Source organism: Bradyrhizobium mercantei (assembly GCF_001982635.1).
Classification (GTDB): Bacteria; Pseudomonadota; Alphaproteobacteria; order Rhizobiales; family Xanthobacteraceae; genus Bradyrhizobium; species Bradyrhizobium mercantei.
Map to the genome: position 1 here is coordinate 242171 of NZ_MKFI01000002.1, position 26682 is coordinate 268852.

Annotated in this window: 29 protein-coding genes; 21 read left to right on the plus strand and 8 right to left on the minus strand. The window is 64.4% G+C overall.

All coding sequences use genetic code 11. The annotated features are described in order from the left end of the window. The first annotated feature begins 50 nt into the window (after nucleotides 1-50). Both BI327_RS08715 and BI327_RS42245 read left to right on the plus strand, forming a co-directional pair. Nucleotides 51-2039 (plus strand): hybrid sensor histidine kinase/response regulator, encoded by a 1989-nt coding sequence (locus BI327_RS08715; protein WP_076859651.1) that lies wholly within the window; start codon nucleotides 51-53, stop codon nucleotides 2037-2039. A gap of 92 nt (nucleotides 2040-2131) precedes the next feature. Further along, nucleotides 2132-2353 (plus strand): hypothetical protein, encoded by a 222-nt coding sequence (locus BI327_RS42245; protein ID WP_159450422.1) that lies wholly within the window; start codon nucleotides 2132-2134, stop codon nucleotides 2351-2353. Nucleotides 2354-2385: 32 nt separating this feature from the next. Here BI327_RS42245 and BI327_RS08725 read toward each other — a convergent pair whose 3' ends face one another. Beyond that, the gene (locus tag BI327_RS08725; protein WP_143271561.1) at nucleotides 2386-2637 is read right to left on the minus strand and encodes a hypothetical protein; all 252 of its coding nucleotides are present in this window, start codon (nucleotides 2635-2637) and stop codon (nucleotides 2386-2388) included. Nucleotides 2638-2752: 115 nt separating this feature from the next. On the opposite strand from BI327_RS08725, the gene BI327_RS08730 reads away from it, so the two are divergent. Together BI327_RS08730 and BI327_RS08735 are read left to right on the plus strand one after the other, a co-directional pair. Beyond that, the gene (locus tag BI327_RS08730) at nucleotides 2753-2953 is read left to right on the plus strand and encodes a DUF3072 domain-containing protein (protein WP_245334755.1); all 201 of its coding nucleotides are present in this window, start codon (nucleotides 2753-2755) and stop codon (nucleotides 2951-2953) included. Nucleotides 2954-3059: 106 nt separating this feature from the next. After that, entirely contained in the window at nucleotides 3060-3314 is a 255-nt protein-coding gene (locus BI327_RS08735; protein ID WP_076859656.1) for a hypothetical protein, read from the plus strand. A 172-nt stretch (nucleotides 3315-3486) separates the two neighbouring features. Here the strand turns inward: BI327_RS08735 and BI327_RS08740 are convergent, their stop codons facing one another. Then, on the minus strand, nucleotides 3487-3744 hold the full coding sequence (locus BI327_RS08740) for a hypothetical protein (RefSeq protein ID WP_076859657.1): 258 nt from the start codon (nucleotides 3742-3744) through the stop codon (nucleotides 3487-3489). 112 nt (nucleotides 3745-3856) lie between these two features. Here BI327_RS08740 and BI327_RS08745 point away from each other — a divergent pair, with 112 nt between their 5' ends. Then, entirely contained in the window at nucleotides 3857-5926 is a 2070-nt protein-coding gene (locus BI327_RS08745) for an ATP-dependent helicase (RefSeq protein ID WP_076859659.1), read from the plus strand. 144 nt (nucleotides 5927-6070) lie between these two features. Here BI327_RS08745 and BI327_RS08750 read toward each other — a convergent pair whose 3' ends face one another. Together BI327_RS08750 and BI327_RS08755 are read right to left on the minus strand one after the other, a co-directional pair. Then, on the minus strand, nucleotides 6071-6802 hold the full coding sequence (locus BI327_RS08750) for an adenylate/guanylate cyclase domain-containing protein (protein ID WP_076859660.1): 732 nt from the start codon (nucleotides 6800-6802) through the stop codon (nucleotides 6071-6073). Between the two features lie 82 nt (nucleotides 6803-6884). After that, nucleotides 6885-7184: a PilZ domain-containing protein gene (locus BI327_RS08755; RefSeq protein WP_245334756.1), complete on the minus strand. Its 300-nt coding sequence runs from the start codon at nucleotides 7182-7184 to the stop codon at nucleotides 6885-6887. Between the two features lie 218 nt (nucleotides 7185-7402). On the opposite strand from BI327_RS08755, the gene BI327_RS08760 reads away from it, so the two are divergent. From BI327_RS08760 to BI327_RS08770, 3 genes are read left to right on the plus strand one after another with little or no spacing between them, the layout of a single operon-like run. Beyond that, the gene (locus tag BI327_RS08760) at nucleotides 7403-8812 is read left to right on the plus strand and encodes an MFS transporter (RefSeq protein WP_076859664.1); all 1410 of its coding nucleotides are present in this window, start codon (nucleotides 7403-7405) and stop codon (nucleotides 8810-8812) included. An 11-nt stretch (nucleotides 8813-8823) separates the two neighbouring features. After that, nucleotides 8824-10011, plus strand: coding sequence for an acyl-CoA dehydrogenase family protein (locus BI327_RS08765; RefSeq protein WP_076859666.1), 1188 nt, complete (start codon nucleotides 8824-8826; stop codon nucleotides 10009-10011). 24 nt (nucleotides 10012-10035) lie between these two features. Further along, nucleotides 10036-10437 (plus strand): VOC family protein, encoded by a 402-nt coding sequence (locus BI327_RS08770; protein ID WP_076859668.1) that lies wholly within the window; start codon nucleotides 10036-10038, stop codon nucleotides 10435-10437. Nucleotides 10438-10746: 309 nt separating this feature from the next. On the opposite strand, the gene BI327_RS08775 is transcribed toward BI327_RS08770, so the two are convergent. Further along, on the minus strand, nucleotides 10747-11499 hold the full coding sequence (locus BI327_RS08775) for a Spy/CpxP family protein refolding chaperone (protein ID WP_076859670.1): 753 nt from the start codon (nucleotides 11497-11499) through the stop codon (nucleotides 10747-10749). A 452-nt stretch (nucleotides 11500-11951) separates the two neighbouring features. Here BI327_RS08775 and BI327_RS08780 point away from each other — a divergent pair, with 452 nt between their 5' ends. From BI327_RS08780 to BI327_RS08820, 9 genes are all read left to right on the plus strand, one after another. Then, nucleotides 11952-13292, plus strand: coding sequence for an ABC transporter substrate-binding protein (locus BI327_RS08780; RefSeq protein WP_076859672.1), 1341 nt, complete (start codon nucleotides 11952-11954; stop codon nucleotides 13290-13292). Between the two features lie 114 nt (nucleotides 13293-13406). Continuing rightward, nucleotides 13407-14345, plus strand: a complete 939-nt coding sequence (locus tag BI327_RS08785; protein ID WP_076859674.1) for a carbohydrate ABC transporter permease — start codon at nucleotides 13407-13409, stop codon at nucleotides 14343-14345. Further along, nucleotides 14345-15256 carry a carbohydrate ABC transporter permease gene (locus tag BI327_RS08790; protein WP_076859675.1) on the plus strand — a complete coding sequence of 304 codons (912 nt, stop codon included), beginning with the start codon at nucleotides 14345-14347 and terminating at the stop codon, nucleotides 15254-15256. Before BI327_RS08785 ends, BI327_RS08790 begins: the two co-directional genes overlap by 1 nt. Nucleotides 15257-15276: 20 nt before the next feature. Then, entirely contained in the window at nucleotides 15277-16377 is a 1101-nt protein-coding gene (locus BI327_RS08795) for an ABC transporter ATP-binding protein (protein WP_076859677.1), read from the plus strand. 29 nt (nucleotides 16378-16406) lie between these two features. After that, complete coding sequence (locus tag BI327_RS08800) at nucleotides 16407-17396, plus strand: hydroxyacid dehydrogenase (RefSeq protein ID WP_076859680.1); 990 nt, start codon at nucleotides 16407-16409, stop codon at nucleotides 17394-17396. Between the two features lie 157 nt (nucleotides 17397-17553). Further along, nucleotides 17554-18978: an amidase gene (locus BI327_RS08805; protein WP_076859682.1), complete on the plus strand. Its 1425-nt coding sequence runs from the start codon at nucleotides 17554-17556 to the stop codon at nucleotides 18976-18978. Between the two features lie 87 nt (nucleotides 18979-19065). Further along, nucleotides 19066-19710 carry a hypothetical protein gene (locus BI327_RS08810; protein ID WP_143271562.1) on the plus strand — a complete coding sequence of 215 codons (645 nt, stop codon included), beginning with the start codon at nucleotides 19066-19068 and terminating at the stop codon, nucleotides 19708-19710. Nucleotides 19711-19753: 43 nt separating this feature from the next. Then, nucleotides 19754-20527, plus strand: a complete 774-nt coding sequence (locus tag BI327_RS08815; protein WP_245334757.1) for a transporter substrate-binding domain-containing protein — start codon at nucleotides 19754-19756, stop codon at nucleotides 20525-20527. A gap of 172 nt (nucleotides 20528-20699) precedes the next feature. After that, nucleotides 20700-21509 (plus strand): DUF2147 domain-containing protein, encoded by an 810-nt coding sequence (locus BI327_RS08820; protein ID WP_076859686.1) that lies wholly within the window; start codon nucleotides 20700-20702, stop codon nucleotides 21507-21509. A gap of 158 nt (nucleotides 21510-21667) precedes the next feature. Here BI327_RS08820 and BI327_RS08825 read toward each other — a convergent pair whose 3' ends face one another. Together BI327_RS08825 and BI327_RS08830 are read right to left on the minus strand one after the other, a co-directional pair. Beyond that, nucleotides 21668-22072 (minus strand): (R)-mandelonitrile lyase, encoded by a 405-nt coding sequence (locus BI327_RS08825; protein WP_076859689.1) that lies wholly within the window; start codon nucleotides 22070-22072, stop codon nucleotides 21668-21670. Nucleotides 22073-22095: 23 nt separating this feature from the next. Further along, entirely contained in the window at nucleotides 22096-22794 is a 699-nt protein-coding gene (locus BI327_RS08830; RefSeq protein ID WP_028332032.1) for a ribonuclease activity regulator RraA, read from the minus strand. Between the two features lie 214 nt (nucleotides 22795-23008). On the opposite strand from BI327_RS08830, the gene pxpB reads away from it, so the two are divergent. The 4 genes from pxpB to BI327_RS08850 all read left to right on the plus strand — a co-directional run bounded on the left by pxpB (nucleotide 23009) and on the right by BI327_RS08850 (nucleotide 26145). Beyond that, nucleotides 23009-23740: a 5-oxoprolinase subunit PxpB gene (gene pxpB / locus BI327_RS08835; RefSeq protein ID WP_076860694.1), complete on the plus strand. Its 732-nt coding sequence runs from the start codon at nucleotides 23009-23011 to the stop codon at nucleotides 23738-23740. Further along, nucleotides 23737-24771 carry a 5-oxoprolinase subunit C family protein gene (locus BI327_RS08840; RefSeq protein WP_076859691.1) on the plus strand — a complete coding sequence of 345 codons (1035 nt, stop codon included), beginning with the start codon at nucleotides 23737-23739 and terminating at the stop codon, nucleotides 24769-24771. Before pxpB ends, BI327_RS08840 begins: the two co-directional genes overlap by 4 nt. Nucleotides 24772-24799: 28 nt before the next feature. Beyond that, entirely contained in the window at nucleotides 24800-25573 is a 774-nt protein-coding gene (locus tag BI327_RS08845) for a LamB/YcsF family protein (protein ID WP_076859693.1), read from the plus strand. A gap of 149 nt (nucleotides 25574-25722) precedes the next feature. Then, the gene (locus BI327_RS08850) at nucleotides 25723-26145 is read left to right on the plus strand and encodes a hypothetical protein (protein ID WP_076859694.1); all 423 of its coding nucleotides are present in this window, start codon (nucleotides 25723-25725) and stop codon (nucleotides 26143-26145) included. 166 nt (nucleotides 26146-26311) lie between these two features. Here the strand turns inward: BI327_RS08850 and BI327_RS41290 are convergent, their stop codons facing one another. Then, on the minus strand, nucleotides 26312-26464 hold the full coding sequence (locus BI327_RS41290) for a hypothetical protein (protein WP_167386855.1): 153 nt from the start codon (nucleotides 26462-26464) through the stop codon (nucleotides 26312-26314). Between the last annotated feature and the right edge of the window lie 218 nt (nucleotides 26465-26682).

Genomic DNA, 26682 nt, shown 5'->3' on the forward strand with positions numbered 1-26682 from the left:
ATTGGAACATTGGCCTCGCCGGAACGTTCCGGCCGTTGGCAGGATTGGTGATGGTTAAGAAATCAGACCAGCTCAAGCGGGGCATCTTCGAGAGCGAGCGCAGGTTCCGGCTGTTAGCCGGAGGGGCAGTCGACTATGCGATTTGCACCCTCGCCCCCGATGGGCGGGTGATCCACTGGAACAAGGGCGCCGAGCGCATCACCGGCTATCCGGCCAGGGCAATCCTCGGCCAACACTTCTCGATCTTCTACCTCGAAGAGGATCGCGCATCGGGGCTTCCCGCCAAGGCGTTGCAGATGGCGCGGAAGGAAAAGCACGCTGTCGCTGAGGGCTGGTGCGTCCGCAGGGACGGATCGCAATTCTATGCCTCTGTGGTCATCGATCCAATCTACGAGAAGCGCAGGCTCGTCGGCTATGCGATGGTCACCCGCGATATCACCGAGCGCCGGCAGGCGCGTGCCGATCTCGATGCCAGCGAAAGCCAGTTCCGCCTGCTGGTCGGCAATGTCACCGACTATGCGCTGTACATGCTGACGCCTGCCGGCATCGTCGCCAACTGGAACGCCGGCGGCGAGCGCATCAAGGGCTATTCGCCAAGCGAAATCATCGGCCAGAGCTTTGCGCGGTTCTATACGCCCGCCGATCAGGCCGCGGGCAAGCCGGCCCGCGCCCTCAAGATCGCGGAAGAGACCGGGCACTACGAGGAGGATGGTTGGCGGGTCCGCAAGGACGGCTCGTTCTTCTGGGCCAGCGTGGTGATCGATCCGATCCGCGACAGCGACGGCAGCCTGGTCGGATTCGCCAAGATCACGCGGGACATTACCGAACGGCGCGAGGCGCAGCGGAAGCTCGAACTGGTGCAACGACAACTGGCGGAATCGCAGAAGATGGATGCGCTCGGCCAATTGACCGGCGGCGTCGCGCACGACTTCAACAATCTCCTGATGATCATTTCGGGCAATCTGCACCGCATCAGGCGCGAGGTGACGAGCGAGCGCGGCCGGCTTGCAATGAGCGCGATCGAAACCGCATCGGAACGCGCAGCGTCCCTGACCAGCCAGCTTCTCACCTTCGCACGCCGGCAGAGCGTCAACCCCCAGGCTATCGAGGTCACCGAGAGGATCACGGCGTTGCGCGCGGTCTTGACCAGTGCGCTGGGCGGCCTGGTCAGGCTCGACGTGGACGTCCCCTCCGATATCTGGCCGGTCTTCGTCGACCCGACGGAATTTGAGACGGCGCTGATCAACCTCGTCATCAATGCGCGGGATGCGATGACTGACGGCGGCACGCTGACCATTGCGGCGCGCAACGTTCCCGCCGAAGCCCAGGTGGCCGTCAGCGTGACCGACACCGGCGAAGGCATTCCCGACGATGTGCTGAGCAAGGTCTTCGACCCGTTCTTCACCACAAAGCCGGTCGGCAAAGGGACCGGCCTCGGGCTGTCCCAGGTCCACGGTTTCGCTCATCAAGCCGATGGCCGGGTCGAGATCGCAAGCGCACTCGGCAAGGGCACGACGGTCAGCATTTATCTGCCGCGCGGGACCGCCGCAGCAAAGCCCACGGCTGCCGGCCATAGCGTGGGCGGCTCCGCGACCGTTCTGCTGATCGAGGACAATCCTGCCGTCGCCGATGCAAGCATCGGCCTGCTCGAACAACTCGGCTACACCGTACGCTGGGCGTCCAACGCAGAGGCCGCCTTATCGGAAGTCGACGCGAACGGGATCGATGTGGTGTTCAGTGACATCGTCATGCCCGGCCGGATGGACGGGTTGAAGCTGGCGCGCGCGATCCGGGAGAGGAAGCCCGACCTGCCTATCCTGCTGACGACCGGCTACAGCGAGAGTGCGCGCGACGCGAGGTCGGACTTTCCGGTCCTGCGCAAGCCATACCACATTCAAGACCTCAGCCGCGAACTCTCGAAGCTGACGGCGCACGGTCCGGGCGGGGTGACGAACAGTCCGTCCGCTGACGCGCCGCGCGAGTTCGATGCCGCCGATCATGATCGGGCGACCAGGCCAAAGGCCAAAGCGCGCTCCTAATTCACTCCAAAGGTCAGCGGTCCGCAGGCCAGCTTCGCCGCACCAGCAGGATCCGCTCGATGCGGCTGCATTGTTCGCAGCGGTATTGAAGGATGTCCCTGCCCTCGCTGCCCGGAGAGCTGCTCTCAAGCCGCATCGTCCTGATGCAGCTGATGCAGGAGATCAGCGTCAGCAGCGGACTGCGATCGTCATTCATCGATGCCCGCGGTGGCGCGGTCGGATCGGCGATCATGGCGCTGGGCGATGCTAAGGTGTTGGCTCTCACTCCAAGAAAATGCCGATCCTGCGGATCGGGTTCCAGCCTGGAAACCTGATTTGGCGACCGACGGCGATCGGCCGGTCCGCCTTATACCCTGGCGCTGCTTTGGCTGGGCTTCGGCTTCGCCTTGTCCAATTTGACCTTCGGACCGGCGCGGTCCTCGTAGCTTCGGCTCAACCGCTCCCGAACCGTCGGCAAACGCTCGCCGCCGCCGGCGGCCTTCCAGCGCCCGATCAGTTCTGTCACCTCGGCGCGCATCGCCATCAGCCGGTATGACGCTTCGCTGCAATCGAGGTCGCGGTTGACCTGATCGCGGATCGACGCCTCGACGAGCGTCATCTCGGCTCGCAAGGTGCTGATCTTCCGGCGAATTTCATTGATTTTGTTGTCCATGGCTTGTTAGAACAAAAATAGAACATATTGTCAAGTCACGATCCGGCAAGCGAGGTGAGCTATGAGCATGGCAGCGGTGAGATTTGGCGGGGTTGCGGAGCACTTTGGCGGGCTGATGACCCGCTCCCAGGCGCTGCGGTTGAGGAGCCTTGCCGAGGAGGCCTACCAGCCCAACCAGTACGCGCGTGACCTGACGTCCGAGGAAGCCCAGCGACGCATCGATGCCCTGAAGGCTGAGATCGCGCTGGCGGACTCTTTCTGAACCGCCGACCCCGGCCGGGCCGGACACCCCCTTAAGGCTTTGATATAGCGGCGCAGCTAGTTCTGTTCCTGTTATTGCTGCTTTGTGCCTTTTGGGGGAGCCTGACGTGCTGGAGCTGGAGAAGCGATCGCCGCTTGCGTTCCCGATCACGCTGAAAGACGGCCGGACGCTCGCGACCGTTGGCGACGCCGCGGACTATCTGTCCGCCCTGAACGTGGATCAGCGCGATCGCAGCTACTGGAAGACGGCGATCATGATGTTCAACAACGCGATGCGCGAACCGAGCTATCTCAGGATCGCGACCATGAACCTGCGCTCTGCCCTTGTGTATGACCGCCTCGTCGACGATGTCGGCCACTGATTGTGGTGTAGCGGCTACAGCCGAATCGACGGTGGTTGCGTAAGGCGCTGTCCGTTATGGCCGCAAACAAGGTAACGGCGGTACACGCGACGGCTGGATGCGCATTGCGCTTCGGCCGCACTTTCGGGCCGCCTTGGAGGGCAAGGCGGCCCATTTCTTTTTCAATTCGTTTTCAAAGCAATTTTGCGCGGACGAACAGCGTCCGCAACGCGTTGGTTGCCTGCACGGTCAGCATGGCATTCCCGGCCGCGCGCTCCAGCGCAACAAGGGCGTCGTCGTGCAGGGAGCGGAACTCCATCCATTCGACGGCGCTGAGATTGCTGATGAAGCGGTAGGCCTGGCCGACGGTCGCAAGCGTCACCGTCTCGCCGTTCAGCCGCACCTTGAACGTCGCCTTCAGCGGCGTGTCGGATTTGGATACGTCTCCCATGGCGCGGTTGTGCTCCGCGCCGCGTTAATGTCAATCTAATTTCTCTGCGCCCGCGCAGCTGCGCCAGCCCCGCTGAATCGCATTGTCTGTTAGCGTTTCGTGGGGGTGATTCGTGCCTGATCTTGCCAACACAGCCTATCTCGATGCGCTCAATTCCGAGCAACGACGCGCCGTCGAGCACGGCGTCGGCAAGGATTGCATCGTCGGCGCGCCGCTGCTGGTGATCGCGGGCGCGGGCTCCGGCAAGACCAACACGCTCGCCCATCGCGTCGCGCATCTGATCGTCGCAGGCGCCGATCCGCGTCGCATCCTGTTGATGACCTTTTCGCGGCGTGCCGCCGCCGAGATGGCCGGTCGCGTCGAGCGCATTGCGCGGCGCGTGCTCGGCGATCGCGCCTCGGTCATGACCGACGCGCTGAGCTGGGCCGGCACGTTCCACGGCATCGGTGCGCGGCTGCTGCGCGAATTTGCCGAGCGTATCGCGCTCGACCCGGCGTTCACGATCCATGATCGCGAGGACTCCGCCGATCTGATGAACCTGGTCCGCCACGACCTCGGGTTCTCCCGCACCGAAAGCCGGTTCCCGACCAAGGGCACCTGCCTTGCGATCTATTCGCGTTGCGTGAACGCGGAGATGCCGATCGAGGCCGTGCTCGGCCAATTCTTCCCCTGGTGCTCAGGGTGGGCCAGCGAGCTGAAACAGCTGTTCGCCGCCTATGTCGAAGCCAAGCAGCGCCAGAACGTGCTCGATTACGACGACCTCCTGCTCTACTGGGCGCAGATGGTGACCGATGCAGCACTTGCCGAAGAGATCGGCGGCCGCTTCGATCATGTGATGGTCGACGAATATCAAGACACCAACCGCCTGCAATCCTCCATCCTGCTCGCACTCAAGCCTACCGGGCACGGGCTCACCGTGGTCGGCGACGATGCCCAGTCGATCTATTCGTTCCGCGCCGCTACCGTGCGCAACATCCTCGACTTCCCGACCCAGTTCAGCCCGGCCGCCGAGATCGTCACGCTCGACCGCAACTATCGCTCGACGCAGCCGATCCTGTCGGCCGCCAACGGCGTGATCTCGCTCGCCAAGGAGCGTTTCACCAAGAACCTGTGGACCGACCGGACCTCGACCCGCCAGCCGCTATTGGTCACGATCCGCGACGAGGCCGATCAGGCGCGTTACATTGTCGAGCAGGTGCTGGCCAACCGCGAGGAAGGCGCGCTGTTGAAGCACCAGGCGGTGCTGTTCCGCACCTCCTCGCACAGCGGGCCACTGGAAGTAGAACTGACCCGCCGCAACATTCCCTTCGTGAAATTCGGCGGGCTCAAATTCCTCGACGCCGCGCACGTCAAGGACATGCTGGCGCTGCTGCGCTTCACCGCCAATCCGCGCGACCGCGTCGCCGGTTTTCGCATCCTGCATCTGTTGCCGGGCGTAGGTCCGGCCTCGGCGCAGCGCGTGCTCGACCGCATGGCTGAAGCCGCCGATCCGATCGCCGCGCTCGTCGCGCTGCCCGCCCCGCCTCGCGCCGGTGCGGATTGGCGGCTGTTCGTCGAGACCATCGAGAACCTGCGCTACTCGGAATGGCCGGTCGATATCGAGCGCGCGCGGCTCTGGTACGAGCCGCATCTCGATCGCATCCACGAGGACAGCGAGGTCCGCCGCGCCGACCTCATTCAGCTCGAGCAGATCGCGGCCGGCTACCCGTCACGCGAACGCTTCCTCACCGAGCTCACGCTTGATCCGCCCGATGCGACCAGCGACCAGGCCGGTGTGCCGCTGCTCGACGAGGACTACCTGATCCTGTCGACCATTCACTCCGCCAAGGGGCAGGAATGGAAATCGGTCTATGTGCTCAATGTCGTCGACGGCTGCATGCCGTCCGACCTCGGCGCCGGCACGTCGGCCGAACTTGAGGAGGAGCGCCGCCTGCTCTATGTCGCCATGACCCGCGCCAAGGACGATCTGCATCTGTTGGTGCCGCAGCGCTTTTTCGTTCACGGCCAGGCCGCCAAGGGCGACCGCCACATGTATGCGTCGCGGACCCGCTTCATCCCGGAACGACTGCTGCCGATGTTCGAGCGGACCGTCTGGCCGCGGGCCGCCGCCGCGCAGGCCGCCTCCGCCAACCGCGCGGCGCCGATCGACATCGGCGCCCGGATGCGGGGCATGTGGCGCTGACGCCGGCTCGAAAGATTTTCAGGATATCTGGAACGAAGCTGGCGGCCTGGCGTTGAAGCGGCGTTCGTAATCGGCAAACGACCATCCCAGACGGCTTCGGCACGCAGCTGCGTGCGGGAGCCGTCTTTTTTGCGTCGCATCAATTCACGCCGGGAACAACGTAACGGGCTGATCGAAGCCCTTCAGCGCGTAGTCGGAACCTTCCGCCGTGACCATGTCGCGGGTTCGATCCCGCACCGCCGTCGTGACCAGGATCTCGCCGGACTTTGCCATCGCCTGGGCGCGTGCCGCGCGATTGACCACGGTGCCGACCGCCGTCAGGTCGCGATGGCTCTTGCCGAACTCACCGAAATTGGTGTCGCCGCTGTCGATCCCTATGCCAATGCCGATCTCGACATCGCCGGCGCCGATCGTGCGCACCAGCGCGTCGTGCCGGTCGCGAAAACTACTCTGAATGTCACGTGCCGCCTGCAACGCCCGCGCGGCATGGTCGTCGCGCTTCACCGGAAAATTGAAGATCGCAAACACGGCGTCGCCGATCGTCTTGTTGAGCAGGCCGTCATAGCGCCAGATCGCGGCGGCGCAGTCGTCGTAGAAGGCGTCCAGCAGCGACGTCAGCCCCTCCTGCGCGATGGTCTGGGTCAGCGTGGTGTAACCCCGCAGGTCGGCGAACATCACAGTGGCGTCGATGGTCACGGCGCGCGCCTTCATGACCTTCGAGAACGCCATCTCGCAGATCGTGCAGGTGTTCGGGTTCATGCGGCTTGGCTTGATGCCGAACAGGCGGAACGGCGCCGACAACGGGCCGCGCAAGGGGATCGGCATATGCAGGTTCTGCCAGCAACCGAGGCAGATCGATGCAGGTTCCGGAGTCATCGGCGTATCACCTGCTGTTCCAGCGACGAAACACCAGCCTAGCACGGTCGATCATGGACGTCCCCAGTCGAGATTGCCGCGCTCAGGCGGTCGTCACGAAACTCAGTCCAATCCGCGTCTTCTTGCTCCAGACCACCTGGCACTCGTAGACAACCGAGGCGTCGCGGGCCATCACCAGACGGAATCTGTGCGGGACGAAGGCGGGATTCTCGACCTCGATGGCCGCGCCTTCCGCCGATATGTTCACGATCGTGCAATGCATCACCGAACCGCCCGACGAGACGTAGCCGGGTTCATTGACCTCGGTTCGCGGATGCTTGCGCTTTTCGTCCACCCGGCCTTCCCCCTGAGCCTTCTTCACGCAAACGTGGGCGATCGGCATTGCAGGAGTCAACGGCTGGAGCGGCTCCCTTCGGGCTTTCGCACCATGATTTGTGCGCAGCAGTAGGCCGAATTGCTTATCGCGTCCGTGCAGATGAGCCCCGCGTCGGCACCGGCTTGCCGTTCGCGACGGCGCGAGGATAGCCTCATCCCATGAGCGATGCGCTGGCGCGACGCACGTTCCAAGAACAATGAACAGGCGCCATGGGGAAACGCGCCATGTTCGAGATTCTCGATCGCCGGACGACTCTGACCGGCAACCAGATCAAGATCCTTGCGGCGGCCATCATCGGCGATGCGCTGGAATTCTTCGACTACTTCCTGATCGGCTTTGTGCTCGCGTTCCTGATCGGGCCCTGGAAACTCACCTTTGGCCAGTCGGCCACCGTGCTGATGAGTTCCGGCATCGGCGCCATCCTCGGCGCCTATCTCTGGGGCTGGCTTGCCGACCGGATCGGGCGCCGCATCGTCTTCATCGGTACGGTCCTGAACTTCTCGATCGCGACCGGCCTGCTCTATTTTACGCCCGACAATGGCTGGGTTTACCTGGCGATCCTGCGCTTCTTCGTCGGCACCGGCGTCGGCGGGCTCTATTGTGTCGACCTGCCGCTGGTGCAGGAGTTCATGCCCTCGCACAAGCGCGGCTGGGTCGGTGGCCTCGTGACCTGTGTGATCCCGCTCGGCGTCGGCCTCGGCGCGGTGCTCGGAGCCATCATGGGCACCGACCAGTGGCGGCTGTTGTTTGCGATCGGCGTGCTGCCGGCCGTCGTCGTGCTGCTGGTCAGGCTCTGGGTTCCTGAGTCGCCGCGCTGGCTGTGCCGGCAAGGCCGCTACGACGAGGCCCGCAAGTCGCTCGCCTGGGCACTGGAAGTGCCGCCATCCGAACTGCCTTTGCCGAGCGCAGCCGACGCTGGGCCGATCGTCAAGACCAGCTGGTTCGACCTGTTCAAATATCCGCGCAGCCTGATCGTCTCGTGGCTCGGCAATGCCGGCGCGCAGACCGGCGTCTACGGCATCACGCTCTGGGCGCCCGCGCTGTTCGTGCTGCTCTTGAAGGTCACGCCGCAAGAGGCCGCCAAGATGATGATCCTGCTCAGCATCACCGGATTCATCGGCCGCGTGTCCTTCTCCTATTTCTCGGAGCTGATGGGACGGCGCGTCGCCGGCGGTCTGCTCGGTTTCGGCGCCGGCGCGCTCACGATCATCGCCGGCTATCACTACGATACGACGCTGTTCGGCATGTCGGCGTTCTGGCTGCTGCTCGGCGCCGCCTTCTTCTTCGCCGACGGCGGCTTTGCGATCGTCGGGCCCTATGCCGCGGAGGTCTGGCCGTCGCATCTGCGCACCACCGGCATGGGATCGGCCTATGGCTTCGGCGGCATCGGCAAGATCATCGGGCCGGTCGGCCTCGCTCTGATCGTCGGCTCGAACAACTACCTCAAGCCGGATGTGCCGCTGACCCAGATCCCGACCGCGTTCGTCTATCTCGGCTGCTGGTTCTTGATGGCGGGCGCCGTCTATTTGTTCTTCGGGCTCGAGACCCGGGGCAAGTCGATCGAGCAGATCGACAAGGAGCTCAACGCGACGGCCGATGTCGCGGCCTCTGCCACGACGATCCGGCGCGCTTGAGGGAGGCGGACATGACTGTGACTTCAGCCGATCTTGCCGGCGATCGCGACGTGATCGCCCGCGCCGAGGCGATCAGGGACACGGTGGCGGCGGCCTCCAACGAGATCGAAACGACGCGGCGGCTGCCGCCCGATCTGCTCGACCGGCTGCACGAAGCGCGGCTGTTCCGGCTGCTGTTGCCGCGCTCGGCCGACGGGATCGAGACCGATCCCGTCACCTTCTTTCATGCCATCGAAACCATTGCCAAGGCCGATGCCTCGACGGCGTGGTGCCTGAGCCAGGCCGGCGGCTGTGCGATGTCGGCGGCCTATCTCGATCTGCCGGTCGCACAGGAGATGTTCGCCGACCCGCGCGCCGTGCTGGCCTGGGGCCCGGGCCCGAAGGTCAAGGCGATCGAATGCGAGGGCGGCTACCGCGTCACCGGGGTCTGGTCGTTTGCGTCAGGCGGACGGCACGCCACCTGGCTCGGCGCCCACTGCCCGATCTACGCCGCGGACGGCTCGCCGCGACGCGACGCCAATGGCGAGCAGTTCGAGCGCACCATGCTGGTGCGGACCGAGGACGTCGAATGGACCGACATCTGGACCACGGTCGGGCTGCGCGGCACCGCCAGCGACCAGTTCGCGCTGAACGACGTCTTCGTCCGATCGGACCATTCGATCACCCGCGAGTTCGATCGCGAATGCCGCGAGAACGGTCCGCTGTACCGGATGAGCAATCACACCTGCTACCAGGTGGGCTTTGCCGGGGTCGCCTGCGGGATTGCCCGCAGCGCGCTGGACAATTTCGTCGACGTCGCCCGCAACAAGGTGCCGCGCGGCATGAAGAAGACGCTGCGCGACAATGCCGTCGTGCAGTCCGGCCTCGCCCAGGCCGAGGTCAATCTGCGCGCCGCTCGCGCCTTCCTGCTGCAATCGATGGCGGACATCTGGAAGGATCTGGTCGCCGGCCACAGCATCACGGTGGCGCAACGCATGACGATCCGGATGGCGGCAACGCACACTATCCACAAGGCGCGAGAGGCTGTGGATTTCGCGTACAACACGGCCGGCGCCACCGCGATCTTCGACGGCCATCCGCTGGAGCGGCGCTTCCGCGACATCCACACTGTGACCCAGCAATTGCAGGGCCGCTTCAGCCATTTCGAAACCGTCGGCGCCTGGATGCTGGGCGTCGATGCCGATCTCAGCTTCGTCTAATCTGAATTCTCAAGGAGAAGAACCATGCCATTGGGCGGACTACAGCATTACACCATCGAACCGCAGGACCTCGAGCGCACCAAGGAGTTCTATTGCGAGGTGCTCGGGCTCGAAAACGGCGATCGGCCGCCGCTCGATTTCCCGGGCTACTGGCTCTATTCCGGCGGCCAGGCCACTGTCCATTTAATGGGCACCCGCAAGCCGCGCGACGGCATCGTCGTGCGCGGCACCGCGAAGAAATATGAGGACACTGGCCGCCTCGACCACATCGCCTTCGCCGCTACCGACGTCGATGGCGTGCGCAAGCGCCTGCAGGCGAAGAACGTCACCTACCGCGAGCAGATCGTGCCGCGCACCGGCGACACCCAGATCTTCCTCTACGATCCCGACGGGGTCGGCGTGGAGCTGAACTTCCCGAAAAGCTGAGCGCCAGCATTCGTCGCGGTGACCCCTGTGGATAGTTCCCGACAAGGCCCAGACTCGGCCATTAGTCGGGCGTGATCCGGTCCGTTTTTCTTCAACATTGAATGACGAATTAGCCGGGCCGCGCCGCTGCGGCAGAATAGCCGGGTGCTGCGCCTTTAACCTACCCCAGGGCCTGGTGGCCCGGCTATTCGTCCCCACTTCGCCGACGACGGAGCGTTTTCGACCGAAGTGGGCACCGGTTCGCGTGAAGCAAACGCGTCAGATCCGGAATCTGGAGCCCCGTTCCGATTTCATCGGAACGGAATGGCTCTAATCGAGCCCGCGTTCGTGGCTGAGGCGGACCATTTCGTTGATGAAGATTTGTTTCTGCTTGTCGTCGAGGCTGGCAAACAGCGGCTCGGCGGCGTCGGCGACGCCGCGCTGATCGACCGCGCGGTCGTTGAGGAATTGAGCCTCGTTGCGCATCTGCTCGATGATGTCGTCGGGCGGATCGCGCTGTGCGCGCGCAATGCGCAGGTTGAGGCGGTCGGCGCCGTTATGGCCGAGATAGTGCATCGCACTGTTGAAGCCGGCCCAATTCTTCTCCTGCTCCGGCGTCAGGTTGAGCTCCTTCTTGATCCGCTCGATATTGGCGTCGCTGTTGGCAACGATCTGTTCGGCTGTGAGCTGCGGCGCGCCGGCCTGGGTCAGCACGGTCGGCGCTTGCTTCGCGCCCTTGTCCTTGGCGGCGGCGGTCTTGGCCGATTTGGTGGCCTTGGCACCCTGCTTGTCGCCTGACGCCGGGGCCTGCGCATTCTTGCCGTTGCCGGCATTGGGGTTGGCGTTATTGCCGGTCAACACCCCGGTCACGCCGGTCACCACCCCGACAACGCCGCCGATCGCGCCCCCCAAAACGCCGCCGACCGGTCCAGCCGCCTTGTTGCCCTCGCGCGCGCCTTTCTCGACGCCCTGCACGACCTGCGCATCGACCATATGAGGCACTGCGAGCAATGTGACGGTGGCGGCCCCAACCGCGGCGCACAATCTCCATTGTGCTCGCAGCTTCGCAACCGGGATGAGCATGATCGGGTCTCCGTGATCGATGTTGGATTGCAGATTTGATGCGGGGGTACGTCCGGCGAGTCCGAACCTTATCGTTTTCCGCTTCGGCAAGTCTATCGGTCACGCCGGGCATCAACATGACGGAACACGGCTCGATCAGGCTCGGCCGCAAACCTGCGGCTCAACGGCGCACCATCTGCGCGCGCATCTGCGTCGAACCTCGCGTGCGTCGCAGCATGATCGAGGAAATGCCGAAAACCATCCGCAGCGGCGGCGAAGCTAATGGCACTGCCTGCGATTTGACCACAACGTTAGTTCTACATGGCACAGGCATCTCGTTTCTCGACAGCAGCCGGCAATTCTGTTCTGATCGGTGTGAACGAAATCCCGCGACGTCGCGTGAACGCGGCGCACAAAAACAACAACGGGATTCAAAAAGTCTTTTGTCCGTCGGCTACCAGGGAGGGAATGCCATGTCACGGAAGAAGCTTTCGCGCCGAGAATTCGTTGCAGCGACAGCGCTGTCATCGGCGGCGCTCATCACAGCCCCCTACGTGCGTGGCGCCTACGCAGCCGGAAAGCTCTCGATGGGCTTCTGGGATCACTGGGTGCCGGGTGCGAACAGTGCGTCCACCGAGCTGGTCAATGAATGGGCCGCCAAGGAAAAGGTCGAGGTCCAGCTCGACTACATTACGAGCCAAGGCAACAAGAACCTCGTCACCATCGCCGCCGAAGCGCAGGCGAAATCCGGTCACGATATCTTCCAGATGCCGACATGGTGGCCGCAGTCCAATGCCGAACTGCTCGAACCGGTCAACGACATCATGGAGCCGCTGCTCAAGCTGAACGGCGACGTCAACGGCACCGTGAAATATCTCGGCCAGGCCGACGGCAAATGGCTCGGCGTTCCCGCCAGCGTCGGCAGCCAGATCAAGGGCCCCTGCTCGCGCATCGACCTGATGAAGAAGCATGCCGGCATCGATGTGCAGGAAATGTATCCGGCCGGAAGCCCGCCGAAGGCTGATCACTGGACCCTCGATACGTTCCTCAAGGCGGCTGAGGCCTGCCACAAGGCCGGCTTCCCGTTCGGCATCGGGCTCGGCGAAACCAGCGACAATGTCGACACCGCCGGGGCGATATTCCAGTCGTTCGGGGCGCAGCTGGTCGACGCCAAGGGCAACCTCACGGTCAAGACCGACGCGGTGCGCCAGTCGCTCGACTTCTACAAGAAGCTGCTCGCCTTCCTGCCGCCCGACGTCTCCGCCTGGGACGATGCCTCCAACAACAAGTGGCTGGTCGCGGGCAAGGGCGCGATGATCATGAACCCGCCGAGCGCCTGGGCGGTCGCCAAGCGCGATGCGCCGCAGGTCGCGGAGCAATGCTGGACCCACGGGTTCCCGGCCGGACCGAAGGGACGCTTCGCGCCCTATCTGCCGTTCTTCTGGTCGATCTGGTCGTTCTCGAAGAACAAGGAGGCGGCCAAGAGCCTGCTGTCCCACCTGTCGCAACCGGCATCGATCGAGAAGATGGTGGTCGCGAGCGGCGGCTACGACCTGCCGGCCTACGAAAAGCTCACGACGCTGAAGGTCTGGGAAGAGATCGGGCCGCCCAAGGGCACGCTCTACCACTACCCGAACCCCTACAAGCACCAGACGCTGTCGATTGCGGCCTCGCCGGCGCCGCCCAAGATTGCCCAGCAGATCTATTTCCAGGCCACCCTGACCAAGATGTGCCTGCGCTACTACCAGGGCGAAAGCATGGAAAAGACGCTCGCCTGGGCCGAGGGCGAGTGCGAAGGCTTCATGCGAAGCTGACGAAGAGCGAGCCCCGCACGGCCGCCTCCAGTGCAGGCCGCGCGGGGCTCCCTTGCATCCGCGCCGCTGAGAACCGGCGCGCTGTGCAACCAACCCGCGCGAGGGACCTGCGTTATGGTTGATGTCGCCTTCCAATCCAACCGCGCGGCTGCGGCCCAGACCGGGCGAAGGCGCGTCGGCCTGCGCAACGCGCTGCGGCGCAAGTCGATGTCGGCGTTCCTGATGACGCTACCGTTGATTCTCCTCATCGCGGTGCTGGTGATCTATCCGGCGCTCTACTCGCTGCACCTTGCGACCCTGAACAAGGCGATGACGAAGTTCGTCGGGCTCGGCAATTTCGAGTTCCTGTTCAAGCGCGAGACCTTCTGGCTGGTGGTCAAGCAATCCTGCATTTTCGCGATCTCGGCGGTGGTGTTCAAAGCGCTGATCGGCTTCATCGTCGCGCATTTCGTGCACAATGTGCCGGCCAACAAGCAGCGCAAATGGCGCGGCATGCTGCTGGTACCGTGGGTGATCCCGCCGGCCATGAGCACGCTGGCCTGGCTGTGGCTGTTCGATCCGTCCTACAGCGCCTTCAACTACACGCTGTCGTTCTTCGGGATCGGGCCGATCCCGTGGACCGGCGATGCGATGTGGGCGCGCTTCTCGGTGATCCTGGTCAATGTCTGGTACGGTGCGCCGTTCTTCATGATCATGTATCTGGCGGCGCTGAAATCGGTGCCGGAGCAGCTCTATGAGGCGGCGGCGATTGACGGCGCCAATTGGTGGCAGCGGATCTGGTACGTGACCCTGCCGATGATGCGCAACATCATCGCGATCACGACGCTGTTCTCGCTGATCGTGACCTTCGCCAATTTCGACATCGTGCGCATCCTGACCGCGGGCGGGCCGCTCGACCACACCCACATCTTCGCGACCTGGGCATTCCGCGTCGGCATCGAGGGCAGCGACATTCCGCTCGGCGCTAGCGTCTCGCTGTTCATGGTGCCGATCCTCGCGATCGCGGCGATCTTCATCCTGCGCGACATCACCAAACGCGGGAACGAAGCCTGATGAGCACGGTGACGATCGACAAGTCCGGACCGACCCGCAAGGTCAAGTACGGCAGCATGAGCCGCGATCGGACCTGGGCACTGCGCTGGTCCTATTTCTTCCTGGTGCTGTTTGCGATCTTCTCGCTGACGCCGCCGCTCTACATGCTGATCACGTCGCTGAAGAGCAGCGCTGAGATTTCGGCGGCGACCAACCCCTGGTGGGTCTATCATCCGACACTCAGCAATTACATCGAGCTGCTCACCTCGAACCAGTTCCTGCGCTTCTTCTGGAATTCGGCCTGGGTCTCGATCATCGTGGTCACCATCACGATGCTGATCTCTGTGCCGGCGGCGTTTGCGCTGGCGCGGATGAAGTTCTGGGGGTCGGCGACGCTCGCGACCGGGGTGTTCCTCACCTATCTCATCCCGGACAGCCTGCTGTTCATTCCGCTGTTCAAGATGTTCGCCGTGTTCGGCGACTGGACCGGAGTCCAGCTGGTCAATCGCTGGTACGTGCTGCTGTTCATCTATCCGACGCTGACGGTGCCGTTCTGCACCTGGATCATGATCGGCTATTTCGCCTCGATCCCGAAGGAGCTCGACGAGGCCGCGATCATCGACGGCGCGAGCTGGTTCCAGACGCTGACCCGGATCTTCATCCCGGTCGCCCTGCCCGGCCTGATCGCGGCGACGATCTTCGCCTTCACGGTCTCCTGGGCCCAGTTCCTCTATCCGCTGGTGTTCACGACCTCGACCGACCAGCTCGTGCTGCCGGTCGGCATCATCACGACCCTGATCAAGGGCGACGTCTTCAACTGGGGACAGATCATGACCGGCGCGCTGCTCGGCGCCGCGCCGCCGCTGATCATCTACGCCTTCCTGATGGACTACTACATTGCCGGCCTGACCGCCGGTGCGACAAAGGGTTGAACGCGACAAAGGTAGGATTCATGGCCGACGTCAGTTTGCGCAAGGTGGTGAAACGTTACGACGAGGTCGAGGCGGTGCGCGGCATCGACCTCGATATCGCCGACCATGAGTTCGTGGTGCTGGTCGGGCCGAGCGGCTGCGGCAAGTCGACGACGCTGCGGATGATCGCCGGCCTCGAGGATATTTCCGACGGCGACATCATGATCGGCGGCGACGTCGTCAACGACGTGCCGCCGAAGGACCGCGACATCGCGATGGTGTTCCAGAACTATGCACTGTATCCGCACATGACCGTCGCCGAGAACATGTCGTTCGGGCTGCGGCTCAAGCACTATCCCAAGGCCGAGATCAAGAGCCGGGTGACGGAGGCCGCCCGCATGCTCGACATCACCGACTTGATCGACCGCAAGCCGAAGCAGCTTTCCGGCGGCCAGCGCCAGCGCGTCGCGATGGGACGTGCGATCGTGCGCAATCCAAAGGTGTTCCTGTTCGACGAGCCGCTGTCCAACCTCGACGCCAAGCTGCGCGTTCAGATGCGGATCGAGATCAAGAAGGTGCACCAGAAGGTCCGCACCACGACCGTCTACGTCACCCACGACCAGGTCGAGGCGATGACCTTGGCCGACCGCGTCGTGGTGATGAACCACGGCAAGATCGAGCAGATCGGCACACCCAACGAGCTCTATCACAAGCCGGCGACCCGGTTCGTCGCAAGCTTCATCGGCTCGCCGGCGATGAACTTCGTGCCGTGCCGGCTCGAAGATGTCGGCGGCAAACTCAACGTCCGGCTGACCGATCGCCTCGCCTTCGCGCTGCCGCCGGCCCGCGCCGCCCGCTACCAGGCTCTCTCCCGCACCGACAGACTGCTGCTAGGCATTCGGCCCGAGCATGTCATGGAGGCGCGGCCGCATGCCGAGCCCGGCGTCGAGCCGTTCGATACGGTGCTCGACGTGACCGAGCCGATGGGCATGGAGACCCTGGTCTATTTCACGCTCGAGGGCACTCAGGTCTGCGGCCGGGTCAACCCCAATGCCGGCGCGCAGGATGGCAGCCCGCTTCGATTGGCTGTGGACCTCAACAATATGCATTTGCTAAACGAGGTGACCGGCGCCGTCCTTTGACGGTGCACAAGAAACCCCAAGGGCAGGAAATGGCCACCAACAAGAAGAAGATTTTCATCACCCAGACTCTGTCGCCGGGGGCACGGGTGCTCCTCAACGAGCGGGACGACGTCGAACTCATCGAATTTCCCAACCTGATCTCGGCCAAGGACTTCCAGGCGATGCTGGAGCAGCATGCGCCGGTCCACGGCGTGGCGCTGGGCGCGACCCGCTTCGGCGAAGCCGAGCTCGAAGCCTCCAAGGGCATGCTGGTGGTGACCCGGATCGGCGTCGGTTATGACGCGGTCGACGTGCCGGCGCTGTCCCGCCGCAAGGTGCCGCTGATGGTCGCAGGCACCGCGAACTCGCCGTCGGTCGCAGAGCATGCCCTGTTCATGATGTTGACGCTGGCCAAGCGCGCGCAGGAAATGCACACCATGGTCAAGGACGGCACCTGGGCGAGCCGGCTCGGCGTGCTGCCGTTCGACCTCTACGGCAAGACCGTCCTGATCGTCGGTTTCGGCCGCATCGGCACCCGCACCGCCAAGCGCTGCCTGGCGATGGAAATGAACGTGCTGGTCTACGATCCCTACAAGCCCGCCAGCGAGATCACCGCGGCCGGTTGTGAGGCGGTGCCGAGCCTCGAAGCGGCGCTGCCGCGGGCAGATTTCGTCACGATCCATTGCCCGAAATCGCCCGAGACCGTCGGCCTGTTCAACGCGGCGCGGATCAGGCTGATGAAGCCGACGGCCTATCTCATCAACACCGCCCGCGGCGGCATCGTCGACGAGAAGGCCCTGCACGACGCGCTGGTGTCGGGCAAGATCGCCGGCGCCGGTCTCGATGTGTTCGAGGTCGAGCCGCCGCCGGTCGGCCAGCCGCTGCACGCTTTGCCGAACGTGATCATGGCGCCGCATGTGGCGGGCGTCACCGTCGAGGCGGTCGACCGCATGAGCGAGCAGACCGCGCGCAATATCCTGAGCGTGCTGGACGGCAATCCGCTGCGCCAGAACGTGATCAACCAGGACGTCCTCGGCTGAGCTTCAGCCTTCCCCGGAGCGTGATGAGGTCATCGCGCTTTGGTTTGTTGTTTGAGCACGATCTTTTCGGAAAAGCCGCTTCACACTTTTCCGGATCGTGCTCTAGTTGCGCCTCGGCTGATCTTGCGAGGTCGGCCCGGCGATGCGGAGCATGCACATGGCCTTCAAGGAATTCGGCAACTACGATGCGGTCGGTCTGGCCGAGCTCGTCCGCAAAAGGGACGTGACGCCGAAGGAGCTGCTCGACGAGGCGATCGCGCGCACCGCCGCGATCGACCCCAAGATCAACGCCGTCGTCGTCAAGCACTACGACTACGCCGAACGCCAGATCGCCAACGGTCTGCCTGACGGCCCCTTCACCGGCGTTCCGTTCCTGCTCAAGGACCTCGATCTGCTCGAGGGCACCCGCACCACCTCCGGCGCCAGCCTGCTGAAGGACTTCGTCGCCGACCACAACGGCACGCTGACCCAGCGCTTCCTCGATGCGGGTCTTGCGATCTTCGGCAAGAGCGCGAGCCCGGAGTTCGGCCTGATGCCGACAACGGAATCCCGCCTGTTCGGCCCGACCCGCAATCCCTGGAATCTCGAGCATTCCTCCGGCGGCTCGTCTGGCGGCGCGGGCGCGGCGGTTGCCGCGCGCATCCTTCCCGTCGCGCATGCCAGCGACGGCGGCGGCTCGATCCGGATTCCCGCATCCGCCTGCGGCGTGTTCGGCATGAAGCCGACCCGCGCCCGCAACCCCTGCGGTCCCGACCGCGGCGAAGGCTGGGGCGGTTTCTCGGTCGGCCATGTGCTCAGCATCAGCGTCCGCGACAGCGCGGTCATGATGGATGCGATCCACGGCCCGGAGCCGTCGAGCCTCTACGTCGCGCCGCCGCCGGAGCGGCCGTTTTCCCAGGAGGTCGGCCGCGATCCCGGCCATTTGCGGATCAGCTTCACCGAAAAGTCGCCCTATGGCGATGCGATCGATCCCGAGATCGCGGAGGCGGTTCGCGACGTTGCCAAGCTGCTCGCGGGCCTCGGCCACCATGTCGAGGAGCGCGCGCCGCCGCTTGCGGCCGATCCCGCCGCGCTCATGACCACGATCGTCAGCGGCAATACCGCCCTGACGATACGCCTGCTCGAGCAGCGCGTAGGCCGCACGCTGACGTCTGATGATGTCGAGCGGTTGACGCTCGCCAGCGGCCAGAACTCGGCCAAGATGACGCCGGCCGACTATGTCGCCGCGCAGCTTGCAGCATTCCAGGTCTCGCGCGGGCTTGCGACCTTCTTCGAGGGCTGCGACGTCTTCCTCAGCCCGACCCTGTGCGCGCCACCGCTGCGTCTTGGCGAGCTGAACACGATGTCCGAGGATCTGTCCCACATCGCGCCGGTGTTGCGCCGCTACATGCCGGGGACCTCGATGTTCAACATGTCCGGGCAGCCGGCGATGTCGGTGCCGTTGGCCTGGAACAAGGCCGGATTGCCGCTCGGTATGATGTTCGCGGCCAAGCTCGGCGAGGAAGGGCTGCTGTTCCGCCTCGCCGGCCAGCTCGAACAGGTGCGCCCCTGGAAGGACCGCCGCCCGCCGATCTGTGCCTAGCGCCGGGCTGACAAAGGGCAGTCCGATCAGGTAGATAGGAAGGGCGTCGGCGCGATTCCGCCGGCGTCATGCCTGGGAGACCGAACCGTGAGTGACCCGACCGACAATGCGCTTGCCGCGATCGCGAGCATTCTCGATCAGACGACGACACCTCCCGAGAAGGCCAAATCTTCTGAGGAGGACAAGTCGCCCAACAAGGCTACGGACAAACCTACCGAGGACGTTGAGGCGCCACCGGTCTCAATCGCAATGCCGCCGCCCCTACCTCTCTCCGCTACAGTCGTGTCCGTTGAAGTCGTATCCGTCGAAGTCGCGCCCGCCGAGCCGGCGGCGATCGAGCCGGCACCGATCGAAGAGCCCGAGCCGGTCGAACAGCCAGAGCCGAGTGAACCCGAGCTGAGTGAACCCGAGCCGAGCGCGGCGGAGCCGGAGCCGATCCAGCCGCCGCAGCCGATCGAGGCCAACGGCTATTCCAAGTCCGGCCCGGGTCCTATGGCCGCGCTGCGCTTCCGCTGGACGGTGCGCGAGGACGGCGCACAGTACTATGTCGACGAGACTGTCGGAGAAGGGTCGACCCCGCTGGTCAACGGCCCGATGGACAGGGACGCCGCGATCAAATTCGTCGACGATCGGGAGGCCGAAGCGCGACGCCGCTTCGAGCACTTCAAGCACGAGATGATCAGCCGCAGCGCGACGCTGATGCAGGCGAGCAAGAACAATAACGAAGCCTGAGTCACGATGCGTGCCCGTCGGCGCGCGAATGGAGAAAGCCCCGATGTTTCGCGCGCTGGCCGGCCTGGCCCTCGTCTTGTTGCTGTCTGCCGCACATGCGCAGCCGGCTCCGTCCCGGCTCGACGAGATCGTCAAGCGCGGCACGCTGCGCGTCGGCATGACCGGCGACTACCTGCCCTTCACGGCGCTCGACAAGGAGACCAAGACCTTCCGCGGTTTCGACGTCGACATGGCGCAATCGCTCGGCAAGGCACTCGGCGTCAAGGTCGAGTTCGTGCCGACATCGTGGCCGCAGATGATGAAGGATTTTGAAGCCGACGATTTCGACATCGCGATGGGCGGCATCTCCATCACTTTCGACCGGCAGAAGAAGGGGCTGTTCTCGACCCCGATCATGCGCGAAGGCAAGACGCCGATCGTGCGCTGCGCCGACAAGGGCAAGTACGACACGCTCGCCGAGATCGACAAGCCCGGCACCCGCGTCATCGTCAATCCCGGCGGCACCAATGAGCGCTTCGCGCGTGCCAATGTGAAGGCCGCCGACATCCGCGTGTTCAACGACAACACCAAAATCTTCGACGAGATCGCCAACGGCGACGCCGACCTGATGATGACCGATGCCTCCGAGACGCTCTATCAGCAGAAGCTGCATCCCGGCGTGCTCTGCGCTGTGCATCCCGACAAGCCGTTCGACTTCGCCGAGAAAGCCTACTGGATGCAGCGCGACGTCGCCTTGAAGGCGTTCGTCGACCAGTGGCTTCACATCGCGCATGAAGATGGCAGCTACGCGAAGATCTATGCTGCGTGGTTCGAATAGCTGCTCACGATCTCATAAATTGATACACACGGCCTGAAACCAGACCGCAATCCCGGGATTTGAACCTAAGCCGCAAGGACACGACTCATGTTCTGACCGTGATTTGGGACACGTTCAAAGGGGCGGTCACCGGATAGCCTTGCGAACGGGGTTCCCTGCACCGGAGGTCGAAATGAGAAAGCTTCTGGCGATCGCCACGCTCGTGCTGGCGAGCACGGCCACGGCGCAAGCGCAGTACACTTTCGATTATGGCGGCCGCACCATCCGCATCGATCCGGATCGCGGAACGGTTTCGATCCCCGGCGTCTACGACAATACCGGCCGCCGCACCAAGCGCGCCAAGGGCGAGGACGCAGAGCAGAAGCGCAAGGCTCCGAAGGACGCCAAGACGGACGCCAAGACGGATTCACAGGCTGCGCCCGCCGCGGCTGCACCGCCCGCTCCGGCTGCCGTTGATCAGGCCGCTGTCCCGCCGGCGCCGGTCGTAACGCCGACGGAGCCGGCCAACACCAACGTCGCAGCCACGCCTCCCTCGGCAACGGCCGCGACCGCACCGCCGCCACCCGCGCCGCCAGCTGTGCAGCAAAACCCGGCGCTTGCAGCAAAGCCCGCCGCAGCGCCAACCGTTGGTGCCGCCTCGCCGAACTCCGTGCCCAAGCCGGCGGCGAGTCCCGTGCAAGCCGCCAACTCACCGCTCGGCGTCTGGCTGACCGAAGAGAAGGAAGGCAAGGTCCGCATCGAGCAATGCGGCGCCAATCTCTGCGGTTACTCCGTCGACAAGAAATCGAACGCCAACGGCGAACAGGTTCTGATCAACATGAAGCCGGGCAAGGACAAATGGAGCGGCCGCATCTTCGATCCGAACAGCGGCAGCACGTATGATTCCACCATCGCGATGAAGAGCCCGGACACGCTGCGCGTCCAGGGCTGTGCATTCGGCGGCATGTTCTGCGGCGGCCAGACCTGGACCCGGGTGAACTGATCGCTCGACCTCGTAGCCCGGATGCAGCGAAGCGAAATCCGGGTTCTTGCCGCGGGTAAGATTGCCCCCGGATTGCGCTGCGCTTCATCCGGGCTACAGACGGCGCATAAAAAAGCCCCGCAGCTTGCGGGGCTCTTTCTTTCGTCGAGGCAGCGGGCTCAGCCGACCTTGCCGTTGTATTCCTCGTCGGTGACGTGCTCCATCCAGGTCGAGAACACGCCGTCGAGCGCTTCCTGCATGGCGATGTGGGTCATGCCGTTGTCCGGCGAGGCGCCGTGCCAGTGCTTCTCGTTCGGCGGAATCCAGACGACGTCGCCGGGGCGGATTTCCCGGATCGGGCCGCCCTTGGCCTGCACGCGGCCGATGCCCGAGATCACGTAAAGCGTCTGCCCGAGCGGATGGGTGTGCCAGGCGGTGCGCGCGCCGGGCTCGAACGACACGCGCGAGGCGTTCAGCCGGGCCGGCGCCGGCGCCATGTTGATCGGGTCCTGCAGCACGCTGCCGGTGAAATTCTCCTTCGGCGCGCGGCGGGTCGGCCGCGAGCCGGAAACGTGGATATCCATGGGGTTACCTCCCTCTCTTGACGTTATTTCTTGGTCGCGGCGTAGCGCGCCTTGGTCTCGGCATTCATCGGATACAGGCCGGGCAGCTGGGCGCCGTTGTTCACCTCGTTGACGATCCAGGCTTCCATCCGTTCCTGCTCCGGCCCTTCCGCCAGCACGTGATCGAGGAACGCCTGCGGGATCAGCACCGCGCCGTCCTGGTCGGCCACCACCACGTCGTTCGGAAACACGGCAACGCCGCCGCAGCCGATCGGTTCGCCCCAGCCGACGAAGGTCAGGCCCGCGACCGACGGCGGCGCGGCATAGCCGTCGCACCACACCGGCAGGCCAGTCCCGAGCACGCCCTCGACGTCGCGCACCACGCCATCGGTGATCAGCGCCGTCACGCCGCGCTTGACCATGCGCGCGCAGAGAATGTCGCCGAAGATGCCGGCGTCGGTGATGCCCATGGCGTCGACCACGGCGATGCAGCCCGCCGGCATCGCCTCGATCGCGGTGCGGGTCGAGATCGGCGACGACCAGGATTCCGGCGTCGCCAGGTCCTCGCGGGCCGGCACGAAGCGCAGCGTGAAGGCCGGGCCGACCAGCCGCTTCTGCCCGGGCTTCAAGGGCTTGGTGCCGCGCATCCAGATGTTGCGCAGGCCCTTCTTGAGCAGGACGGTGGTGATGGTGGCGGTGGACACGTGCGACAGCGTCGCGATCGCTTCGGCGGACAGTGACATCTGGAAAGCTTGCTCCGATGGGAGGAAAAGACCGGCGCATGTTGCCGGGCAAAGGCGTTGCGTCAAGGGCTGCGAAAGAATCCTCCGATCATCGAAATTTATCGCCGGCATACCGATTAATTTATTGAAGTTGCTGCATCATTTTGCACGAAGCGAATTCCGTTTTTGATCGAAACACGCTAGCTTGATGGCCACCCAAGTCCGCTTGATCCATATGGCCGAACCCTTAAGTCCTCCCCGCCTTTTGCCGAGTGGCGATGCCGCCATCACGGTGGAATTCAGCCGCACCATCGACGACGCCGCCAACCGGCGGGTGCTTGCGCTCGACCGCGTGATCTCGGCCGAGCCGATCGCAGGCATCACCGAGACCGTGCCGACCTACCGCTCGCTGCTGGTGCATTACGATCCCGTACAGATCAGCTTCGATGCGCTCGGCGAGCAGCTGCTTGCGCACGCCGCCAAGGCACTGCCGACCGAGACCGGTACGCGGCGCTGGCGGATCCCCGTCAGCTATGGCGGCGAGCACGGCATCGATCTCGAGGATGTCGCGAAGACGCTCAAGACCACGCCCGATGAGATCGTCGCGCGCCATGTCGCCGGCGACTATCGCGTCGCCATGATCGGCTTCACGCCGGGCTGGTCCTATCTCAGCGGGCTGGAGGCGTTCCTGCACATGCCCCGACGCAAGGACCCGCGGCTCTTGACCCCGGCCGGCACGATCTCGATCGGCGGCATCCAGACCGGCGTGCAGTGCCTGGCCGGCCCGAGCGGCTGGCACCTGCTCGGCCGCACCCCGGTGAGGACCTACCAACTGCATCGCGATCCGACCTTCCTGCTGGAGCCGGGCGACGCCATCACCTTCACGGCGATCGATGCCAAGACGTTTGCCGAACAGGATCGCGCCGCCGAGGCTGGCGCGATCGTCGCAGAACTGGTGACGCCATGAGCAAGCTCGTCGTCGCCTCGATCGGACCGGCAAGCTCGGTGCAGGACGGCGGCCGTCCGGGGTCGCAGCGCTACGGCCTGACACCGAGCGGCGCGATGGACCGGCTGTCACTGGCCGCCGCCAACACGCTGGTCGGCAACGTGCCGCTTGCTGCGGCAATCGAGATCGGCCCGTTCGGCGCCACCTTCACCGCGCGCGGCGGCGGCGTACGTGTCGGGCTCGCTGGCGCGCCGCGCAATGCGGATATCGGCGGCCGGCCGGTTGCATTCGACAGTTCGGCGACGCTTGCCGAAGGCGAGACACTCAATCTCGGCTTCGCGCGCGGCGGCTCGTTCAGCTATCTCGCGATCGAGCACGGCATCGAAGGCGAGCCGATGTTCGGGAGCCTTGCGGTGAATGCGCGCGCCGGGCTCGGCAGCCCCTACCCGCGGCCGCTGCAAAGCGGCGACGAATTGAAGACACAGGCCGCCAGCACTGCACCCGAACGCCGTATCGAATTGCCGGCCGCAACCGATGCGCCGATCCGCATCGTGTTCGGCCCGCAGGACGACGAGTTCGCGGAGGACAACAAGAAGCTGTTCCTCGACAGCGAGTGGAAGATCTCGGCCACCAGCGACCGCATGGGCTATCGTCTCGAAGGTCCCGTGATCAAACACCTCGACGGCCACAACATCGTCTCCGACGGTACCGTGAACGGCAGCATCCAGGTGCCCGGCAACGGCCAGCCGATCGTGCTGATGCCGGATCGCGGCACCAGCGGCGGCTATCCGAAGATCGCGACCGTAATCACGGCCGATTTCGGCCGCTTCGCGCAGATCTCGGCCGGCCGGCCGTTCCGCTTCAAGGCGGTGACGATGGCGGAGGCGCAGGCCGAGGCGATCAAGTTCCACGCACTGCTGCGTTCCCTGCCCGATCGCCTGCGCGGCATCGAGGATTTCGGCCTCAACATCGAGGCTTTGAGCGATGCGAACGTTGCAGGTCAGGCCGTCAGCGCGGTTGATGCTTCGACCTGGCAGGTAGCGGTACCCTGAATCAATCAACAACAACGGATCGATCGTCATGACCTCAACCATCGACCTCAATTGCGATCTCGGCGAAAGCTTCGGGCCCTGGGAAATGGGCAATGATGCCGCGATGATCGAGCTTGCGACCTCGGTCAACGTCGCCTGCGGCTTTCACGCCGGTGATGCCGACATCATGCGCAAGACGGTCGAGCTCGCGAAGGCGCGCGGTGTCAGCGTCGGCGCCCATCCCGGCTATCGCGACCTGCATGGCTTTGGCCGCCGCCCAATGCCGGGGCTGACATCCTCGGAGATCGAGAATTTGATCGCCTATCAGATCGGCGCATTGCAGGCGATCGCGACCGCGGCCGGTCACAAGGTCACCCATGTGAAGGCACATGGCGCGATTTCCAACGTCGCCTGCGAGGACGACATGACGGCGCGCGCGATCGCCAATGCGATCAAGGCCGTCGATCCGAGCCTCGTGTTCGTGGTACTCGCCAACTCGAAGCTCGTGCGCGCCGGCGAAGCCGCCAACCTGCGGATGGCGCATGAAGTGTTCGCCGACCGCGCCTATGAGGACGACGGCAACCTGGTGTCGCGCAAGAAGCCCGGCGCCGTCCTGCATGATCCCAAGGCGATCGCCGAACGCGTGGTGCGGATGGTGCAGGATGGCGCGGTCGTCTCGGTCACCGGCAAGGTGATCAAGATGCAGACCGATACAGTGTGCATCCACGGCGACACGCATGGCGCGGTCGAGATCGCGCGCGATCTGCGTGCAGCGCTGAAGCAGGCCGGCATCACGGTTGCGCCGTTCAAGACCGCGCACTGAGCTGCCTGTGCACGAATCGACGAGGGCCGGCCGCCGCGCCGGCCCTTTAGATTCCGTTAAGAGTCTTCTTAAACCCAAACTTGCCGTTTGATTGCTAGGTGCAGCTTCCGAGCCTTTGATTGTCCTCTCAGGAAATTGGGTACGAAAGCATGTTCCGCACCAGCCTCTCCCTCGCCATTGCCGCGGTTGCCACCGCCGCCTTCACCAGCGCGGCGTCCGCCGGCTGCTACAGCTGCTATACGCCGCCGCCCCAGCCCTGCACGACCTGCTATCAGGTGCAGACCGTGCCGCCGCAATATCGCACGGTGCAGGAAACCGTGATGGTCGCGCCGGGCCGCGTCGTCGCCCATCGTACCCCGGCGCAGTATCGCACCGTGATGGTGCCGAAGACCGTGATGGTCGCGCCCGAAGGCGTCGCCTATGAGCGCATCGCGCCGCAATACGCCACCCAGGAACGCACCCAGATGGTCTCGCCGGGCTATTCCTACTACGCGCCGGTGCAACAGACCTGCAGCACCTGCGGCGGTGGCTACGGTTACGGCTACGGGTATGGTCGCGGCTACGGCTACTGAGCCGTCAGCATCCAAAGCGCGATTGTCATCGCGCATTGGTTATTGTTGAGCATGATCATTTCGGAAAACCGCTTCGCACTTTTCCGGATCATGCTTTAGCATCCAGCCAACACAAAGCCGCCGCCTGAGGACATCAGACGGCGGCTTCGCAGTTTCTCTCAGGGCCTCAAAACGGGTGGACGGACAGCGTGCCGAACACAATGGCCGCGATCACGGCAAAGGCGCTGTACAGCGCCGCCGTGTGAATTCCGGTCCCGGTTTTCCTTGAAATTTGTCGCGCGTAAAAGTGCAGGCGGGCTTCCGCCGATAGCTCGCGCATGGTCGATCTCCAACGCCCCATTCTCACGCATATGGAATATCGTTCGCGCAGAGATTCAAGCGGGCCGCCAAAATAGCGATGCCGCCGCCTCCGGGAACCGGGTTCCGAGAGGAATATTCCTTCTCGCGCGCAGGCCCGAGAATCTTATTCGTTGCAATTCGAGGCGTCGGGAACCCGGGCCAGTCCCGCAACAACCGAAAAATCTCGAAAACAACCCC

Coding starts and splice junctions, on each gene's coding strand:
- BI327_RS08755 (WP_245334756.1), bottom strand. CDS start 7,184: ATGCCGATCGCCCACGTTTGCGTGAAGAAGGCTCAGGGGGAAGGCCGG.
- BI327_RS08740 (WP_076859657.1), bottom strand. CDS start 3,744: ATGGGAGACGTATCCAAATCCGACACGCCGCTGAAGGCGACGTTCAAG.
- BI327_RS08760 (WP_076859664.1), top strand. CDS start 7,403: ATGTTCGAGATTCTCGATCGCCGGACGACTCTGACCGGCAACCAGATC.
- BI327_RS08850 (WP_076859694.1), top strand. CDS start 25,723: ATGTTCCGCACCAGCCTCTCCCTCGCCATTGCCGCGGTTGCCACCGCC.
- BI327_RS08805 (WP_076859682.1), top strand. CDS start 17,554: ATGGCCTTCAAGGAATTCGGCAACTACGATGCGGTCGGTCTGGCCGAG.
- BI327_RS42245 (WP_159450422.1), top strand. CDS start 2,132: ATGTCCCTGCCCTCGCTGCCCGGAGAGCTGCTCTCAAGCCGCATCGTC.
- BI327_RS08820 (WP_076859686.1), top strand. CDS start 20,700: ATGAGAAAGCTTCTGGCGATCGCCACGCTCGTGCTGGCGAGCACGGCC.
- BI327_RS08730 (WP_245334755.1), top strand. CDS start 2,753: ATGAGCATGGCAGCGGTGAGATTTGGCGGGGTTGCGGAGCACTTTGGC.
- pxpB (WP_076860694.1), top strand. CDS start 23,009: ATGGCCGAACCCTTAAGTCCTCCCCGCCTTTTGCCGAGTGGCGATGCC.
- BI327_RS08770 (WP_076859668.1), top strand. CDS start 10,036: ATGCCATTGGGCGGACTACAGCATTACACCATCGAACCGCAGGACCTC.
- BI327_RS08765 (WP_076859666.1), top strand. CDS start 8,824: ATGACTGTGACTTCAGCCGATCTTGCCGGCGATCGCGACGTGATCGCC.
- BI327_RS08790 (WP_076859675.1), top strand. CDS start 14,345: ATGAGCACGGTGACGATCGACAAGTCCGGACCGACCCGCAAGGTCAAG.
- BI327_RS08715 (WP_076859651.1), top strand. CDS start 51: ATGGTTAAGAAATCAGACCAGCTCAAGCGGGGCATCTTCGAGAGCGAG.
- BI327_RS08785 (WP_076859674.1), top strand. CDS start 13,407: ATGGTTGATGTCGCCTTCCAATCCAACCGCGCGGCTGCGGCCCAGACC.
- BI327_RS08795 (WP_076859677.1), top strand. CDS start 15,277: ATGGCCGACGTCAGTTTGCGCAAGGTGGTGAAACGTTACGACGAGGTC.
- BI327_RS08830 (WP_028332032.1), bottom strand. CDS start 22,794: ATGTCACTGTCCGCCGAAGCGATCGCGACGCTGTCGCACGTGTCCACC.
- BI327_RS08775 (WP_076859670.1), bottom strand. CDS start 11,499: ATGCTCATCCCGGTTGCGAAGCTGCGAGCACAATGGAGATTGTGCGCC.
- BI327_RS08825 (WP_076859689.1), bottom strand. CDS start 22,072: ATGGATATCCACGTTTCCGGCTCGCGGCCGACCCGCCGCGCGCCGAAG.
- BI327_RS08840 (WP_076859691.1), top strand. CDS start 23,737: ATGAGCAAGCTCGTCGTCGCCTCGATCGGACCGGCAAGCTCGGTGCAG.
- BI327_RS41290 (WP_167386855.1), bottom strand. CDS start 26,464: ATGCGCGAGCTATCGGCGGAAGCCCGCCTGCACTTTTACGCGCGACAA.
- BI327_RS08815 (WP_245334757.1), top strand. CDS start 19,754: ATGTTTCGCGCGCTGGCCGGCCTGGCCCTCGTCTTGTTGCTGTCTGCC.
- BI327_RS08750 (WP_076859660.1), bottom strand. CDS start 6,802: ATGACTCCGGAACCTGCATCGATCTGCCTCGGTTGCTGGCAGAACCTG.
- BI327_RS08845 (WP_076859693.1), top strand. CDS start 24,800: ATGACCTCAACCATCGACCTCAATTGCGATCTCGGCGAAAGCTTCGGG.
- BI327_RS08800 (WP_076859680.1), top strand. CDS start 16,407: ATGGCCACCAACAAGAAGAAGATTTTCATCACCCAGACTCTGTCGCCG.
- BI327_RS08780 (WP_076859672.1), top strand. CDS start 11,952: ATGTCACGGAAGAAGCTTTCGCGCCGAGAATTCGTTGCAGCGACAGCG.
- BI327_RS08725 (WP_143271561.1), bottom strand. CDS start 2,637: ATGACGCTCGTCGAGGCGTCGATCCGCGATCAGGTCAACCGCGACCTC.